Origin of the sequence: Psychrobacter sp. ANT_H56B (assembly GCF_008369245.1) — a bacterium.
Taxonomy (GTDB): domain Bacteria; phylum Pseudomonadota; class Gammaproteobacteria; order Pseudomonadales; family Moraxellaceae; genus Psychrobacter; species Psychrobacter cryohalolentis.
In genome coordinates, this window is sequence record NZ_VOBF01000003.1 from 254,374 (window position 1) to 269,999 (window position 15,626).

Sequence of the window (15,626 nt, forward strand, 5' to 3'; positions counted from 1 at the left end):
ACGTAGATTGTTTTTATATTGGCTAGTGGCTGCATTTAAGCGATATTTCTTACATTGATGATTTTTCTAATGCGGCAGTCGCTTGCACAACATCAATAGCGCATCCTGTCCAACGCTCAAAACTTAACGCTGCTTGCCCGATCAGCATGCCGTAACCATTGGAGGTATGGGCACCACGGGCGGCGAAATGCTGCAAAAATGCCAGCTCACGTCCATACATCATATCGTAAGCATATTGGCAGTTTAGCGCATCATTTAACGGCAATGTCTCACCTGATAGTCCGATGGATGTGGCATTAATAATGATATCAAAGTCACCACTTAAGTCCGCCGTCGCACAGGTATGAATAGTATATTGATTTATCTTTTCGCTTGCGGTGCTAAGTTCATCGACTAAAATTTCTGCCTTACTCACTGTACGATTTGTGATGGTCAGCGTTTTAATACCAGCCTCTATCAGCGGCAATACCACGCCGCGCGCTGCACCGCCTGCGCCAATGATTGCCACGCGTGCACCATTCAATGGCCAGCCTAAACGCTGCATATGATTGACCAATCCTTGACCATCAGTATTGTCACCAAATAACGCCTCTACTGGTGATACACCTTTTGCCAATAGTGCTTTATCTAATAATAACGTATTGACCGCGCCAGCCACTTTGGCATGTTCAGATAAGCCGCCTCGTGCTGCACAGCATTCATATGCAACTTGTTTAAAAGGTACAGTTACATTAGCACCCATGCCGCCACCATTAAAAAACGCCTCAATCACTGCCGTAAAACTTGCCGCATCAGCAGGGCAGTATTGACGTTGATAACAGATATCAAGTCCTGTTTGCGTACCAAATAGCGTATGGATTTCAGGAGACTTGCTGTGGGCAATCGGATTACCAATAACAATAAAATGCTGGGTCATAAAGGCTCCACTGGCGGTACAGGGCATAAGTAAGGGTGATAGAGTAAGGATATCAAAGCGTACTTATCATAAGGGATAACGCGCCGTTTGACAAACCTGAAGCTATGGATATAACTAGCGGATTCGGGGTGAATTTTTATGACGTTAGCATCTTAACAAATCTGTACTCTCTGCGAGTGTTATCCGTAAGGTAAAGGGTGGTCAAGCGCTAAGCAGTTGGGTAAACTAGAGAGCATGAAAAAGTAACCATATTATTTTTCCCTGTGCTTTTTTAATGTGAATTTTAGAATATTCAAATAGAAAAAGCGTATGTATAAAAACTCAGTGATAGCAAGACTTCAATAACAGACACTATTCATTATCAGCGGCATACTTAGCTGCTTGTTAATACCATTTTCAGAACTATCTAAAAGTGTGAGTAAGTTGCCCATGTGGAATAACACCCTACAGACCCTTATGGTCAGTACGATAATGGCAGTTGGCGTGTCGTTAAGCGCCTGTGATAACAATAAAAGCAGCAAAGTATCAACAGAGGAGGTAAGTGCTGATAAGCAGACCGTCTCCGATACACCAAAACCAAAAGACCCTGCGCCAAATGCTGATTTAGATGGTGCAACGGCGCAAGAAGGCACCCCAGTCAAATATGATGTCGCATCATGGGGTCCTAAAAAAGTCGAGTCGCTCACCGTTGATCAATTGAACGCTATTAAATCAACGCTTGGTAAAGTGGTCAGCACCGATGAAAATAGCTTGGATTATGCCAGTAATCCTGCGTCCAAATACCGTTTTATGAATACCGAAGCGCCTTATCTAGATCTTATTGACTCTGAAAAATATCTCGAGCTTGGCTGGTATTTTGCCAATCCGACCGACTCAGATAAAGAAAAAGAGCTGAGTCAAGGTCATGCCAAAAAATCCTATCAACTTGCTCGCCAATTAATGGGTGATGAGGGCGGTAAGCTGGTGGCTGATATGCTAAACGGTCAAATTATCAAAAATAAAGTCATCGGTGGGCAAAAAGTAGAGCTGGCAAAATGTGAGTTTTATAGCTGTATGCTGATCATCAATAAGTCTGCTAGCCAAAAAAATCAGTAAGCCATGCAGCCATCAAATAGCTGGGTCTGTTTATCTGCATTAGACAAGCCAACCGCCGCATTGACTGCTTCTTTAGATAATCGCGGCTTGGCATACGGTGATGGGTTTTTTACCACCATGGGCGTTATCAATGGGCAGATACTGTGGGCGGAGTATCATCATCAGCGTCTCATCTCTCATGCGATTGCCTTGCAGCTTGATTTAGACCACTGCTCTTTATTATCTGCCTTGCAAGTGCATGCCCAGCAGCTACAACAAGGTATGCTAAAGCTTATTATCACACGCGCCGCGCAAGATGTCCGTGGTTATGGCTATGTGCCAAGTGAGCGTGGTAGCAACAAGTGTGAGGTTTGGTTAAAATCCTCTGTGATGATAGTGAGCACTACTGCGCAATGGTCATTGAATGATGAAGGCTTTATTCCTGTACAACCTGTGAGTACGGCTGTTTGTTTATCTTCGAAAATCGCTTGTCTGCCGCCGTCTCTTGCTGGACTAAAAAGTCTAAATCGTCTTGATAATGTGTTGGCGAGTGCGGAGTTGCAGGATATCAAAGCTCGTTCATTAAACTCTAATGGCGCGCAAGATATCGGTGAGGGCTTGCTACGTGATATGACTGGGTGCTGGGTTGAAGGCACGATGAGCAATATGTTTTATCAATTATCTGATTGCCGACTGGTAGAGTCGCTATCTTCAGAGATGATAAATACGGCTAATAATGATAAAGATAGTGCTGATAAAAACAAGGTTGCTAAAGGCAACGCAAATTATTTAACCCAAGGTCAATGGTATACGTCATCAATGGCGCAATCGGGCGTCGCTGGCGTGATGCGGCAAGTGCTTATCGATCGGTTATCCACTACAGAACAGCCAGTCATCATTAGATCATTACAAGATGAGGATTTACCACATTTAAGCCAGCTGTTCTTTTGCAATGCGCTGCGTGGTATTATGCCAATGACCAGTCTGACGTTACTGTCGAGTGAAGTAGTGAATTTTAAGCAATTTAATCATATTTAAAAAGGGCAGCCTAGAGCTGAACGTTATAACGAAAAGCGTCTAATATAACTTTCGATAATGACCACGACCCAAAAACTCAACAATGCCTTTATCGCGTAGTACTTGTAATTGCTGACGGATTTTATCTTTAATGTGATTGTTCTCAGGATATTTGAGTTTTAATAAGTCGGCAAACGCATAAACCTGATTGAGAGAGAAATTAGCCTCTAGCTTATCAATACATTGCAGTATATCTAGTGTCCAGCCGCGTGAGTCGATAGATTGTGTACGTAAAAATAAAGTTTTTTGAAATTGCTCAGTGACATTATCTCGTGGTATGAGCTGCTGGTCTTTGACTAAAAATACTTTTCCTGATTCGGGCACTTTACGCAAGTCAATATTACAGCCAACCCAGCCCGCACGTTTGGCAGTGACTGATAATGGCTTACGTTTTATGATCATATCGGGTTTAAAAAAATGCTTGGGAATGATTAAGAAGTTGTTGACGCTCAATGCTTGAGAGTAGGTCAAAAAGAAAAAGCTGGGATTATCCTCGCTATTGATACGTTCAATCATGGTGTCATAAGCGCCATCATTAATAATGTTACTCAATTTTGCCTTCTTACTTTTTAGCTCATATTGCTCATTACAGTTTGAACAATAAAAATCAGCGACAGGTTTGCCGTTCATAAATGCAGTCAATGGTTCAGCATTACAATTAGGACAATAACTTTGCTTAGCGACCCAATCTTCGCTAAGCACACGAATTTTTTGAGGTTCAGATTTATACTTTTTGGCAAGACTTTGATTAAAATTTAGGTTCATAGCCCGTTTTCTTATTAAAGGAAAGATTTAAAGGGATACATAAGCGATACGAGTATTAAGCCATATAATTCGCTCTAAACATCAAGTTAATTCACAAGCCAAGCAAATGCCATTGAAAAATAGGCGTTTCAATGCTAAATTCTAGCAAACTTCTGCCTCGCGAGTGACCATGAGCACGCCAACCCCTGAAACGCCTCCTGAACGTCCTAATGATACGCTATCGAATGACCAAAAAGGCACTGTTGATGAACGTGTCGACGGGGCACCTTTGAATTCAAAACCAGTCGATGAGACAGGTGCAGAGGAAGTTCCGCCTACAGATGTCTCGCTCATAAGCGGTAATAATAAACCACGCCATTATAAAGCCGACAATCCTTCATTCTTTATGCAGCGCGGTTATCAAGTGTTGTTGGTACTTGGGTTAATTGCGGCATTTTTCTTAGTCATGGTTTATCAGACTTTATTTGGTCGGATTGAACAGCCGCAGCAAATGATAACGATTGAAAAAGGTCAGACCTATTACGGGTTGCTACCGCAGTGGCAACAGGAAATTCCGCTATTTTCTGCCACGATTGCCAAGCTTTATATGAAAACGCAAGTCGATGGTCCATTGCACGCAGGTATTTACCAATTACCGGAAAACCCTACCATTGCTGAAGCGCTACACGTGCTTGGGCAAGGGGTAAAAGCGGCGATGGTCAAAGTGCAAATTATCGAGGGCAAAACCTCAAAAGATTTGTATCAGGCGCTACGTGATAACAAAGGCATCAAAAAAGAAGTGCTAACCGCTGACAGTACGAATGCTAGCATCGCAGAAGCGTTAGATTTGGTTGGTATATTGCCGGATGCAGTTGCCAATAGTAATGATCCTATCGTCAATCACAATCTTGAGGGCTGGTTTGCCCCTGATACTTATTATTATGGGGAAGGCACTACCGACAAGAAGGTATTGACCGACTTGTACAAACGCCAACAGCAAGCGCTGACCAAGGCATGGGAAAACCGTGCGCCAAATCTCCCTTATCAGACTCCTTATGAGGCACTGGTAATGGCATCTATTATCGAAAAAGAAACCAGTGTGGCAGCAGAGCGTCCTTTGGTCTCAGCCGTCTTTAATAATCGCTTGAACAAAAATATGCGTATGCAGACGGATCCTACCATTATCTATGGTATGGGCAGCCGCTATGAAGGCAACATTCGCCGTAAAGACATCGATGAAAAAACAGGCTATAACACCTATCAAATCGATGGTTTGCCGCCGACACCCATTGCACTGCCGTCAGCGGCTTCTATCGAAGCAACCTTACATCCTGCCGATAGCGCAGCGCTATATTTTGTGGCGACAGGCAATGGCGGGCATAAATTTACCAATAGCCTAGCTGAGCACAATCAAGCAGTTAAAGAGTATCTCGGTGTCATGCGTGAGAAGAAAGCTCAAACATCGCCGCAGTAACACTATTTTATGTTGTTATTTATATTGCTTTAAAAAACCATCATTTATTGAGTATTATCGTTATAAAAATAAAAGTAATGATAACGCTCAACAATGACATAAGGTCATATCATGTCAGCATCCATACAAGCGCCGTTTTCTCAAACCACCACTACGCCCACTCAAGGGTGTTTTATTAGTTTTGAGGGTACAGAAGGCGTTGGTAAAACCACGGCGATTGAGCAACTATGTGCGCGTCTGCAAGCGCGCGGCATTGATTATGTGCGCACCCGCGAGCCGGGTGGTAGTCCGTTTTCTGAACGTTTGCGCGAGATATTGTTAGACCCGAATACCGCTATCAATGATGATACAGAGTTGCTACTCATGTTTGCTGCGCGCTGTGATCATATGCAGCAAGTCATTTTGCCAGCGCTGCAACGTGGTACATGGGTAATATGTGACCGCTTTACCGACTCGACGGTTGCTTATCAAGGCTTTGGACGTGCAGATGGCGATGCGATTGTCCGTGCTAAAATTGACATGCTTATCGAGCAGTTTGTGGTGCAGTTACCCGAGCTTACACTGTGGCTAGATCTACCAGTATTAGAAGGCATGGCACGTGCTAATAAACGCAGTGCCGCTGACCGCTTTGAACAGCAAGCGACGGAATTTTTTACCAGAGTACATCAAGGTTTTAGCGTCCTTGCTAGCGAGCAGCCTGAACGTATCCAGCGTATTGATGCCTCAGGCAGCGCTAATGAGGTCAGCGCACGAATATGGCAGACGATCGAAGAGAAGTTGGATATTTAATAGACATTTTCATAAAGAAATAAGCTTGCTCCAATAAAAAGCCCCAACTAACTAGTTGGGGCTTTGTTCATTGATAGGCATTTAATAAACACTATTTAAGCGTTGTTTATTCAGGTCTTATCTATATGACTAGTATCTCAATCATTTTTACCTACATTTTTACTTAATACAGCTTCAGCAGTATTACTCTTGGCTGCTTTATCTTGGCCTGAGTCCGGTAAACGGTTGGGGTCTAGAGAGCCGTTTTTATTTTTAGGCGCACTGCCATTACCGTTACCACTGTTTTTATTATTGCTGGCTGTTTTCGGTATTACTGGCGTATTGGGATTCGCTGGCAATACTTCGGGATTGACCTGACTAGTACCAGCAGATTCAGCGGTTGCTATTTTTTCGTTAGCTCCTTCATCATTTAATGCTGTTGGCATGGTTGAAGATGGATTAGACGCTAAGCTAGCATCAGCTGACACATTATTAGGTAGATTTTGTTCAGCGTCTTTGTCGTTATCTATCAAAGATGCTTCCTCTACCTCACTATCATCGTCCGCCAGCTCTATTTCTTGGCGTTTTTCAGGCGCTTTAGAGTCGGACTCAAAGCTTGCGTCAGCTGCAGCGCGCGCTTGCTCTTGTTGCGGCGTCACATCGACCGGTTTTGGCTGTACGTCATCATCGACGACCAATGAAACAAGCTTGCGATCACGCGGCACCGTACCATCGAATTTGTCAGTAATTACATGTAGCTTGCCTTCTTTATCGACCGTATAAAGCGGCACAAATTGCTTATTATCGGCTTTATATTGCTCAAAGCTATAGCTGTCGGTGATATTGGTGATTTTAATACGGGCTTTCTTGGACAGCATACTGGCAAGCTTGGTATAGGTTACATCTTTGCCAAATAGCCACTGCGAATGGAAGTTTCCTTGCTTATCATCGCGCTCACTTTTGATTTTTTCATCGCTAAACTTTAATCGGTACAGTTTGCGCTCACCGAACTCATGACGATAGTGAATCTCGGATAAAGTATTCAGCTCTTTATCCATACTCATGGCAAATAAACGTCCGATACCGATGAGATCCAAATGATGGTCAGCGTGGTCAGAGACGGGATTGCCAAAGTAAGTACGCAAGCCACTCATGCGTGCGCTAGCGATGTTGGTATAGTTATTATGAGCAACGATGACATCAAAGCCCTGATCCTTTAGCGAGGTAGCGACCAACAAGGCGACAGGGTTTGAGCCAACAACCAAGATACCGTTGGTTTCAGGCTCACGGACACCCAAAAAGTTCCCTACCATTTTTGCGCCCAAACCCTGAATCATCACCGTACCAATAATGACCAAAAATACCAAAGGCACCAGTAGCTCAACCCCTTGAATATCATACTCTTGTAAACGAATGGCAAAGAGTGATGAGATGGCAGCAGCAACGATACCACGCGGACCAATCCAGCTGATCATCAGCTTTTCCTTTGTCTTTAGGTTAGAGCCGATAGACGACACCCAAACCGATAGGGGGCGGGCGACAAACATTACAATCGCTAGTAGCACGAGACCTGCAAAGCCGACACTCAATAAGCTTTCCAGCTCAACACGCGCTGCAAGAATAATGAATAAGACCGACACCAATAAGATGGTGAGCGATTCATTGAACTCTAAAATCGTATCACGTGGGAATTTTGGCCAATTAGCCAGCGCAACCCCAAGTACAGTCACCGTCAATAAACCGGATTCATGTTCCAGATGGTTGGAGATTGAAAACAACACCAGTACAAAAGCAAGGGTAAAAACATTGCGTAAAAATTCAGGAATCATATGGCGACGCATCAAAAACGCTAATGCCCACGCGCCAGCTAGCCCCATTGCTACTGCCAATACCACAATCTTAGCAAACAGCAAAATACTACTGGCTTCACCACCTGAGATAATATATTCATAAACCAATACCACCGCAATCGCGCCGATAGGGTCGATAATGATACCTTCCCATTTTAAGATATTGGAGATGGTTTTATTGGGTCGTACACTGCGCAGTAACGGCATGATGACCGTTGGACCAGTCACGCAGACCAATGCCCCAAACAATAAGGCAATAATCGGGTCGATATCAAAGAGCAAGTACGTCGACAGCGACACGATAGCGATAGTGATTAGCACACCGACGGAAACCAGCATCTGTACTACAGAGCCGTGTTGTTTAATCTCTTCAAACTCTAAGGTCAGCGATCCTTCAAATAAGATAATCGCTACGCCTAGTGAGATAAAGGGAAACATCAGTTCGCCGAGTACTAAGTCAGGATCGAAAACCCCTAATACTGGACCAACTATAATACCAATCAGTAATAAAAACAAAATGGACGGTTGCTTTAAATACCAAGCCAACCATTGGGCGGCAATGCCAATCCCAACCACGCCGGATAACAATAGGGCGGTATCCATAAATTAATCCTTTTATAATAATATAGTCATGCTGTAGAGCGATTCGAGGCTATAGCATTTAGCATAGACGGTTTTTTAGTTCATGATTCATTCACATCATCATCAAAAATCGCTATCGACGGTTACCGTAAGAGTCACAGCAAGAGTCATGTATACTATATAGTAGCAAACACAGAATAATAGCAAAGATGAATACGCTTCTAGATAAAGTCGCGGAGCTTTAGAATATAAGATCTAATAACCAGAAGTGCAAAAGAGAGAAGATACGGTAAAATAATAGCCAATTTAAACAATGAAGCATTAATAAGTTTCAGCGCTAACTTTTGTTTGTTTTAAATGTGTTTTACTGGTTATCATAACATGATTTTATTTTATATAACTGAGTGCTCACTGTCACCCAAAGCGTTACAAGACTCTTAAAAAGACAGACAGCATAAGTCATTTTGATTATGAACTAGCGACTGAATGCTGCAACGATGTTGTTCACTAGCTATGGTTGATCAGTGATTCTAATAGCTAGCATGATAGCTCGATGAAGTCCTTAAGTGACGTCGCAAGTAATAATCGTATTCAGATGATTCTGAGTTTGCAGTGTGTGGTTTAGCGTATAGTGCAATTAGCATGTTCAAGTTAACTTGCCGTATTGAGATAGATGCTCAATAGATGACAAACTAAGCTGCAGTCAGCAAAAATACTCTATAAACTAAGATAAAAGTACTATTTATTAATCATGAATTAAAATGCCAAGCCGTGCTATAAGTTAATAGCATAGCCACTCACAAAAATTATAAAAATCACTTGGATGAGGGATAAGATGCCAATCGACATATCTAAATCGAAAATCACCATAGCTACCATGCAGCGCTTGCTTCAACGCAGCACCTTGGCAATCGCTGTCGCTACTACCATGGTTGTTGGTATTAATCTCAACACTATGCCAAGTGCGCAAGCTGCTGTCACCACAGCGGATTTTTCAGGATTGGTACAGCAGGTCACGCCAGCGGTGGCACGCGTCAATGTGACCAAAACTGTGAGTGAGGCTGAGCTTGCAAAAGCCCAAACAGCTGAGCTGTTACGGAAATTCTTTGGTGATCGCCTACGTATCCCTGATCAAGCCGCGACGCCAGCGATTGAGCATGCATATGGCACGGGGTTTTTTGTGACTGATGATGGTTATATGCTGACCAATCACCATGTAGTGGCGGGCGCAGACAAAATTACAGTGACTCTCAATGACAGAACTGAGCTGGATGCGACCTTAGTTGGCAGCGATGAGCGCTCGGATGTGGCAGTATTAAAGGTCACTGGCAAAAAATTCCCAGCGCTACCGATTGGTGATTCTAATAGCCTAAAAGTCGGTGAACCAGTACTGGCCATTGGCTCGCCATTTGGTTTCGATTATTCAGCATCAGCAGGTATTGTCAGCGCCAAATCACGTAACTTTTCGCGTGAAACCAGTGTGCCATTTATTCAAACCGATGTAGCATTGAATCCTGGTAACTCAGGCGGACCTTTATTTAACCAGCGCGGTGAAGTGATTGGCATTAACTCACGTATTTTTAGTGGCACCGGTGGTTATATGGGATTGTCGTTCTCCATCCCGATTGATGCGGCAATGGATGTTTATGAGCAGCTCAAAACCAATGGCAAGGTTGAGCGTGCTTATTTAGGTATTTATCCGCAAGATATCGATCGCAATCTCGCCGAAGCCTATAACCTAGCGCGTCCGCAAGGGGCGTTACTGACACGCGTGTCGCCTGATTCACCTGCCCAAAAAGCAGGACTAAAATCAGGGGATATTATTTTACGCTACAATGATGTCCAAATTATGGAAGCCTCTGATTTATTGAACCTGATCAATCGCGCGCGTCCCAATGATGGCTTTCGCATGCAAATCCAGCGTAATGGTAAGCAATCGCTTGTCACTGGCAAGCTGAGTGATGCCTCAAATGACATGCAATCACAAAGCCGTGGTCAACAAAATAACGAGATAAGTCTCGGCTTAGCCTTACGTAATTTGACCCCAGAGGAACAAGCAGAGTTGGCCTCTGATAATAAAACTGGTGTCTTGGTCACAGCGATTGAACCAACTGGATTGGCAGCACGCTCAGGTATATTAGCAGGCGATATCATTACCAACCTACATCAAAAATCGATTAAAACCGTTAATGATGTTTCGAGTGCGGTGTCGGTATTGCCTAAAAAGGGAGTGGTGACGATCGAAGTTATGCGTCAAGGTATCCCCGGTATTATCGGATTACGAATAGAGTAGTTAAAGATATTGCTATTACTTGTGGCACAAAAGGACATAAGCGTTTGTTTGCTTGTATCGGCTAGCCAACGATGTGTTGACGATTGGTTAAAAGGCTTAAAAAGATTTTATCGACCCTTGGCAATTACGCTAAACTGACGGTTTGGTTTAAAAGTTAGATGTTATCCATTTTACTGTATATTAATGGCAAATGAGATTGAAGCAGCTGGGCAATTATTTTCAGAATGGCTTGCTTTGGCATTAATTGATTGATAGCGGTCAATCCAAAATATGCTACACTAGCAGGCGTTTTTATAGCGAGATAATCATCCTATTAATGTCAGATAAAATGGCGTCAAGGACGGTATAAGACATACAAACATTCAGTATTAACCTCGAGCAAGATCTTACCAATGATGTTTATGAGCATGCATATTATTTATAGTATCCATGCAGCTATTTGATAATGAATACTTCAAAATATGCATTGGTACTTGCAAACGACCTATCATGTGATAGCTTTAATCAAAGCTAGGATACGAGAGTAAGGCACAGTTATGAGCACAGCATACGACGATATTAAAACCCGACTACAAGGCTCAATGGTAGCTTTGATAACGCCCATGCTTCGTGACGGCACGGTCGATTATAAACGTCTGGCAGACCTCATAGATTGGCAGATTGAACAAGGCACACATTGCCTTGTCGCTGTTGGTACGACTGGCGAATCTGCAACCTTGTCAATGCAAGAGCACAGTGATGTCATTCGCTATTTTGTACAGCATGTTAAAGGTCGTGTGCCGGTGATTGCAGGTACTGGTGCGAACAATACGGTGGAAGCTATTAAGCTGACCCAAGATGCCGCAGATGCCGGTGCAGATTGTGCATTATTGGTCGCCCCTTATTATAATAAGCCGCCACAAGAAGGCTTATATCAACATTACAAAGCCATTGCTGAAGCTGTTAATATCCCGCAAATGCTGTATAACGTCCCTGGACGCACCGTCGTTGATATCGCGCAAGAGACAGTCGAGCGTTTAGCGGATATCGATAATATTGTTGCTATCAAAGACGCGACAGGTTCTGTTGCTCGTGGTGAGCAATTAATAAAAGCAGTTGGCGATCGTCTTGTTGTCTTGTCTGGTGATGATGGTAGTGCCCTTGAGCTGATGAAATTTGGTGGTAAAGGGAATATCTCTGTGACTGCCAACGTCGCACCAAAGGCCATGAGTGAAACCTTTACAGCAGCCTTGCGCGGTGATTTCGATACCGCCAATCAAGTACATGATATCGTTAAACATTTACATCGTGACTTGTTTATCGAATCAAGCCCTATTCCAGCCAAGTACGCTTTGCACAAAATGGGTATGATAGATCAAGGTATTCGCCTGCCGCTGGTATGGCTAGCCGAGCAACATCACGCGACGATTGATAGTGCTTTGGTTCGTGCAAACTTATTATAAAATGATGCGTGTAAATGCTAACTCAGAGAGATAATATGATGAAAGTATCATCAATGACTGCAAAAATATTCCCTGCTGTAATGACGGTCGTGTTGGGTAGTACGTTAGTATTAAGCGGCTGCCAAGCGACAAAAGAATTTATTGGTAAGCGTGACAATGGTAGCCTAGAGTATCAGCAAAGTAAAAAGTTGGCGCCGCTACAGCTGCCAGCTGCTCAAGAGACTGCACCCTTTGTACCGCTTTACCCAACCCCTAATGCAGGCGCCAATACGCTCACATTACAGAACGAGTCTGGTAAACAGTACCAGCTACCAAAACCGCAACGCGCTGTTGCGAGTCGTACTGAATAAAGTCTTTTTTAACCTTATCTATGCCGCTGATGCTTTTATCAATACCAATGTATCTCATTGGGTTTATAAGTTATCAGCGGTCGCTGCGCGTTTTTACCACATAAGCTTGAACGAACAGGAAACCTCCTAATGCAAAAGCAAGAACTGCTCTATAAAGGCAAAGCCAAATCTGTTTATGAAACAGAAGACAACGACCTGCTGATTTTACATTTCCGTGATGACACCTCAGCGCTTGATGGTAAGCGTATTGAACAGCTTGCACGCAAAGGCGTGGTTAATAATCGCTTTAACGCGTTTATTATGCAAAAGCTTGCTGACGCTGGTATCGAGACGCATTTTGAAAAGCAATTGTCTGATGATGAAGTGTTGGTCAAGCGTTTGGATATGATTCCGGTTGAATGCGTTGTGCGTAACTTTGCTGCGGGCAGTTTGGTACGTCGTTTAGGGTTGGAAGAAGGTCAGGCTTTGACGCCACCGACTTACGAGCTATTCTATAAAGATGATGCGCTTGGCGATCCGATGGTTAATGAGTCAATCTCAATTTCTCTTGGCTGGGCAAATGACGCACAGCTTGTTAAAATGAAAGAGCTGAGTCATCAAGTAAATGAAGTTTTGACAGCGCTGTTTGATGCTGGTGATTTGATACTAGTAGATTTCAAACTAGAGTTTGGTGTATTTCATGACCGTATCGTCTTAGGTGATGAGTTCTCACCAGATGGCTGCCGCATTTGGGATAAAGCCACCAAGAAGAAGCTCGATAAAGACCGCTTCCGTCAGTCATTAGGTGATGTCATCGAAGCTTATGAAGAAGTGGCAAGCCGTATCGGTGTACCACTGAGCTAAATGTAGAAAAATTAAAACCGTTAAGACATAAAAAAACTGAGCCATGGCTCAGTTTTTTTTGCACTTAAATTTATTAGCTGTCTTTACGAGCGTCTTTGATTTTCTTAGCAGCAAACTCCATGGCATCTGCCGCTTTATCTGCTAATGTACCGACCACTTCTTTTGCCTTTGTAGTAGCAGTATCAGCTAAAGAAGAGTCTTTATCGCCCTTACTTTTAGCATTTTTATCTGAAGACTTACTATCTTTACTATCGTCTTTATCTGATGCTTTGTTGTCTTTGTTGTCTTTGTTGTCTTTGTTGTCTTTGTTGTCTTTGTTGTCTTTGTTGTCTTTGTTGTCTTTGTTGTCTTTGTTGTCTTTGTTGTCTTTGTTGTCTTTGTTGTCTGAGCTATTATTTGAATTCTTACTGTCAGAACCTTTATCAGTATTCTGATCTTTAGTGTCATTCGCAGTGTTGTTGTCTTTTACATCATTTTTTTTGTCTTCTGCTTTATCACTACCATTTTGCTGCTTATTGCCTTGGCTATTAGAGTTACTCATTGTTATATCCTTTTAATTTAATTATGTTTTTTAGTGTGGTATATCTGGGATCAAGATTACTATTATATTGAGTTAACTGTCTGTATAACATCAGTTGCAATAAGTAATGGTAGTCGTTATCAGACAGCCTTTGATGGCTTTTTATGTTAAATTTATGCTGCTGTGATAATAGAGTGTAAATATAAACCCTTATAAAAAGGTTATGACTGATGTTAGCGTCTCAAGTTGTATCGAGTGTTGTGGAGCCATCTTGGTTTGCCCGTCCCACTTGCGTGGTGGCTGCCGACTTAATTGGCAAGGTGTTGTGTCGAGAGCTGACAGACAGCGATGGTCAACAAAAAATCTTGCGTATGCGTATCTCAGAGACAGAAGCTTATATTGGCGAAGGGGATGCTGCGTGTCATGCGCATGCAGGCACACGTACGCCGCGTACAGAGATTATGTACCATATAGGCGGTGTTTTTTATGTATACCTGACTTATGGTATTCATCATATGCTCAATTTGGTCAGTGGACCAACAGAGTCGCCAGAAGCTGTTTTAATACGTGCTGGATTTTTAATAGAGGATAGCGCTCGCTTAATGAATGAGCAATTATTAGACGTTAATAAACAACTTAATCATATCAAACAGCTGGCAGGTCCTGGCAAGCTGACCAAGGGCTTACAGATAGATAGAACGTTATACGGTAAGCCAATCACGCCTGCTTCAAAAGTTTGGGTGGAGGATGATGGTTGTCAGCCGCTAGTATCATTACGGCCCCGTATCGGTATTGATTATGCTGGCGACGCAAAAGAGTGGTTACTGCGTTATATATGGACTGATCACCTTTCTTTGTCAAAAAAGTAGAAAATTTTTTATAGTTTTAACTTAATTTTCAAGTATTTGATAAGGCGATTAATTTAATAAGGTTACTATTTAATGAGGCTAGGACATGTATAAACTCACCGTTTTTGTACCAGACTCAGTATTAGAACAGGTAAAGTCGGCGCTATTTGCAGCAGGTGCTGGCAAAATTGGCGATTATGAGCAATGTTGTTGGCAAGTGCAGGGGATAGGGCAATTCATGCCACTCGTAGGTAGCACGCCACATATTGGTACACAGGACAGTTTAGAGAAAGTCAATGAATGGCGGGTAGAGATGGTGGTTGCGAAGGTTAATATTGGTGATGTCATTATCGCATTAAAGCAGGCGCATCCTTATGAAACACCTGCTTATGATGTGATTGAAGTCTTAGATTTTTGATCGCAGTTTTCAATGCTTCTTAAAACAGACTATTAGTCTTCTTTTATTTTTAAGACATTATAGCCGGGATAGCCAAGCTCGATTTTATAATCTTCACCACCGCGGTATGCTTTTACTTTTATTTTGTTGTCGCCTTTTTTGTATTTAACGTCTTCAACACGGTAACCCATACTACGGACTTTATTTGCTGCTCTTTGCTCGATAGCAGGACGGTAAATATCTTTATCAACGTTATTGATGGTTTCCTTATGTTTCTTATAGACGCTACTGTCTTTATAAATATCTTCATAAAGATCGCCATAAGGGTTATATCCAGGTGTTGTAACACAACCTGTGGTTATCGTTAATAGCACTGCTGCCATACTGCCCGCTGCTGTGGTTTTTAGTAAAGAATTAATGTTCATAAGATGATCTCAGTAATGATATG

Annotated in this window: 15 protein-coding genes; 10 read left to right on the forward strand and 5 right to left on the reverse strand. The window is 42.6% G+C overall.

Annotated elements, in window-relative coordinates; translation table 11 throughout:
• Positions 1-49: 49 nt before the first annotated feature.
• Positions 50-916, reverse strand: coding sequence for a shikimate dehydrogenase (aroE, locus tag FQ082_RS05885; RefSeq protein ID WP_149492400.1), 867 nt, complete (start codon positions 914-916; stop codon positions 50-52).
• Positions 917-1,345: 429 nt separating this feature from the next.
• On the opposite strand from aroE, the gene FQ082_RS05890 reads away from it, so the two are divergent.
• Together FQ082_RS05890 and FQ082_RS05895 are read left to right on the forward strand one after the other, a co-directional pair.
• On the forward strand, positions 1,346-2,011 hold the full coding sequence (locus FQ082_RS05890) for a hypothetical protein (RefSeq protein ID WP_149492401.1): 666 nt from the start codon (positions 1,346-1,348) through the stop codon (positions 2,009-2,011).
• A gap of 3 nt (positions 2,012-2,014) precedes the next feature.
• A complete protein-coding gene (locus tag FQ082_RS05895; RefSeq protein ID WP_149492402.1) occupies positions 2,015-3,028 on the forward strand; it encodes an aminotransferase class IV in 1,014 nt (337 codons plus the stop codon).
• Between the two features lie 39 nt (positions 3,029-3,067).
• Here FQ082_RS05895 and FQ082_RS05900 read toward each other — a convergent pair whose 3' ends face one another.
• Positions 3,068-3,832 (reverse strand): DpnI domain-containing protein, encoded by a 765-nt coding sequence (locus FQ082_RS05900; protein WP_149492403.1) that lies wholly within the window; start codon positions 3,830-3,832, stop codon positions 3,068-3,070.
• Between the two features lie 169 nt (positions 3,833-4,001).
• On the opposite strand from FQ082_RS05900, the gene mltG reads away from it, so the two are divergent.
• Positions 4,002-5,285: an endolytic transglycosylase MltG gene (gene mltG / locus FQ082_RS05905; protein WP_149492404.1), complete on the forward strand. Its 1,284-nt coding sequence runs from the start codon at positions 4,002-4,004 to the stop codon at positions 5,283-5,285.
• Between the two features lie 111 nt (positions 5,286-5,396).
• Positions 5,397-6,074, forward strand: a complete 678-nt coding sequence (gene tmk / locus FQ082_RS05910) for a dTMP kinase (protein ID WP_149408993.1) — start codon at positions 5,397-5,399, stop codon at positions 6,072-6,074.
• A 137-nt stretch (positions 6,075-6,211) separates the two neighbouring features.
• Here the strand turns inward: tmk and FQ082_RS05915 are convergent, their stop codons facing one another.
• Positions 6,212-8,506 (reverse strand): cation:proton antiporter, encoded by a 2,295-nt coding sequence (locus FQ082_RS05915; RefSeq protein ID WP_149492405.1) that lies wholly within the window; start codon positions 8,504-8,506, stop codon positions 6,212-6,214.
• An 814-nt stretch (positions 8,507-9,320) separates the two neighbouring features.
• On the opposite strand from FQ082_RS05915, the gene FQ082_RS05920 reads away from it, so the two are divergent.
• The 4 genes from FQ082_RS05920 (at position 9,321) to purC (ending at position 13,413) form a co-directional block, all read left to right on the forward strand.
• Positions 9,321-10,778, forward strand: coding sequence for a Do family serine endopeptidase (locus FQ082_RS05920; RefSeq protein ID WP_149492406.1), 1,458 nt, complete (start codon positions 9,321-9,323; stop codon positions 10,776-10,778).
• Between the two features lie 536 nt (positions 10,779-11,314).
• Positions 11,315-12,220, forward strand: a complete 906-nt coding sequence (dapA, locus tag FQ082_RS05925; protein ID WP_149492407.1) for a 4-hydroxy-tetrahydrodipicolinate synthase — start codon at positions 11,315-11,317, stop codon at positions 12,218-12,220.
• A gap of 14 nt (positions 12,221-12,234) precedes the next feature.
• A complete protein-coding gene (locus FQ082_RS05930; protein WP_020442535.1) occupies positions 12,235-12,570 on the forward strand; it encodes a hypothetical protein in 336 nt (111 codons plus the stop codon).
• 129 nt (positions 12,571-12,699) lie between these two features.
• Positions 12,700-13,413: a phosphoribosylaminoimidazolesuccinocarboxamide synthase gene (gene purC / locus FQ082_RS05935; RefSeq protein WP_011512534.1), complete on the forward strand. Its 714-nt coding sequence runs from the start codon at positions 12,700-12,702 to the stop codon at positions 13,411-13,413.
• Between the two features lie 73 nt (positions 13,414-13,486).
• On the opposite strand, the gene FQ082_RS13005 is transcribed toward purC, so the two are convergent.
• On the reverse strand, positions 13,487-13,954 hold the full coding sequence (locus FQ082_RS13005; RefSeq protein WP_188018916.1) for a hypothetical protein: 468 nt from the start codon (positions 13,952-13,954) through the stop codon (positions 13,487-13,489).
• A 209-nt stretch (positions 13,955-14,163) separates the two neighbouring features.
• On the opposite strand from FQ082_RS13005, the gene FQ082_RS05945 reads away from it, so the two are divergent.
• Together FQ082_RS05945 and FQ082_RS05950 are read left to right on the forward strand one after the other, a co-directional pair.
• Positions 14,164-14,802 carry a DNA-3-methyladenine glycosylase gene (locus tag FQ082_RS05945; protein WP_149492408.1) on the forward strand — a complete coding sequence of 213 codons (639 nt, stop codon included), beginning with the start codon at positions 14,164-14,166 and terminating at the stop codon, positions 14,800-14,802.
• Between the two features lie 85 nt (positions 14,803-14,887).
• Positions 14,888-15,199 carry an NGG1p interacting factor NIF3 gene (locus tag FQ082_RS05950; protein WP_149492409.1) on the forward strand — a complete coding sequence of 104 codons (312 nt, stop codon included), beginning with the start codon at positions 14,888-14,890 and terminating at the stop codon, positions 15,197-15,199.
• 32 nt (positions 15,200-15,231) lie between these two features.
• Here the strand turns inward: FQ082_RS05950 and FQ082_RS05955 are convergent, their stop codons facing one another.
• Positions 15,232-15,603, reverse strand: coding sequence for a hypothetical protein (locus FQ082_RS05955; RefSeq protein WP_011512538.1), 372 nt, complete (start codon positions 15,601-15,603; stop codon positions 15,232-15,234).
• Between the last annotated feature and the right edge of the window lie 23 nt (positions 15,604-15,626).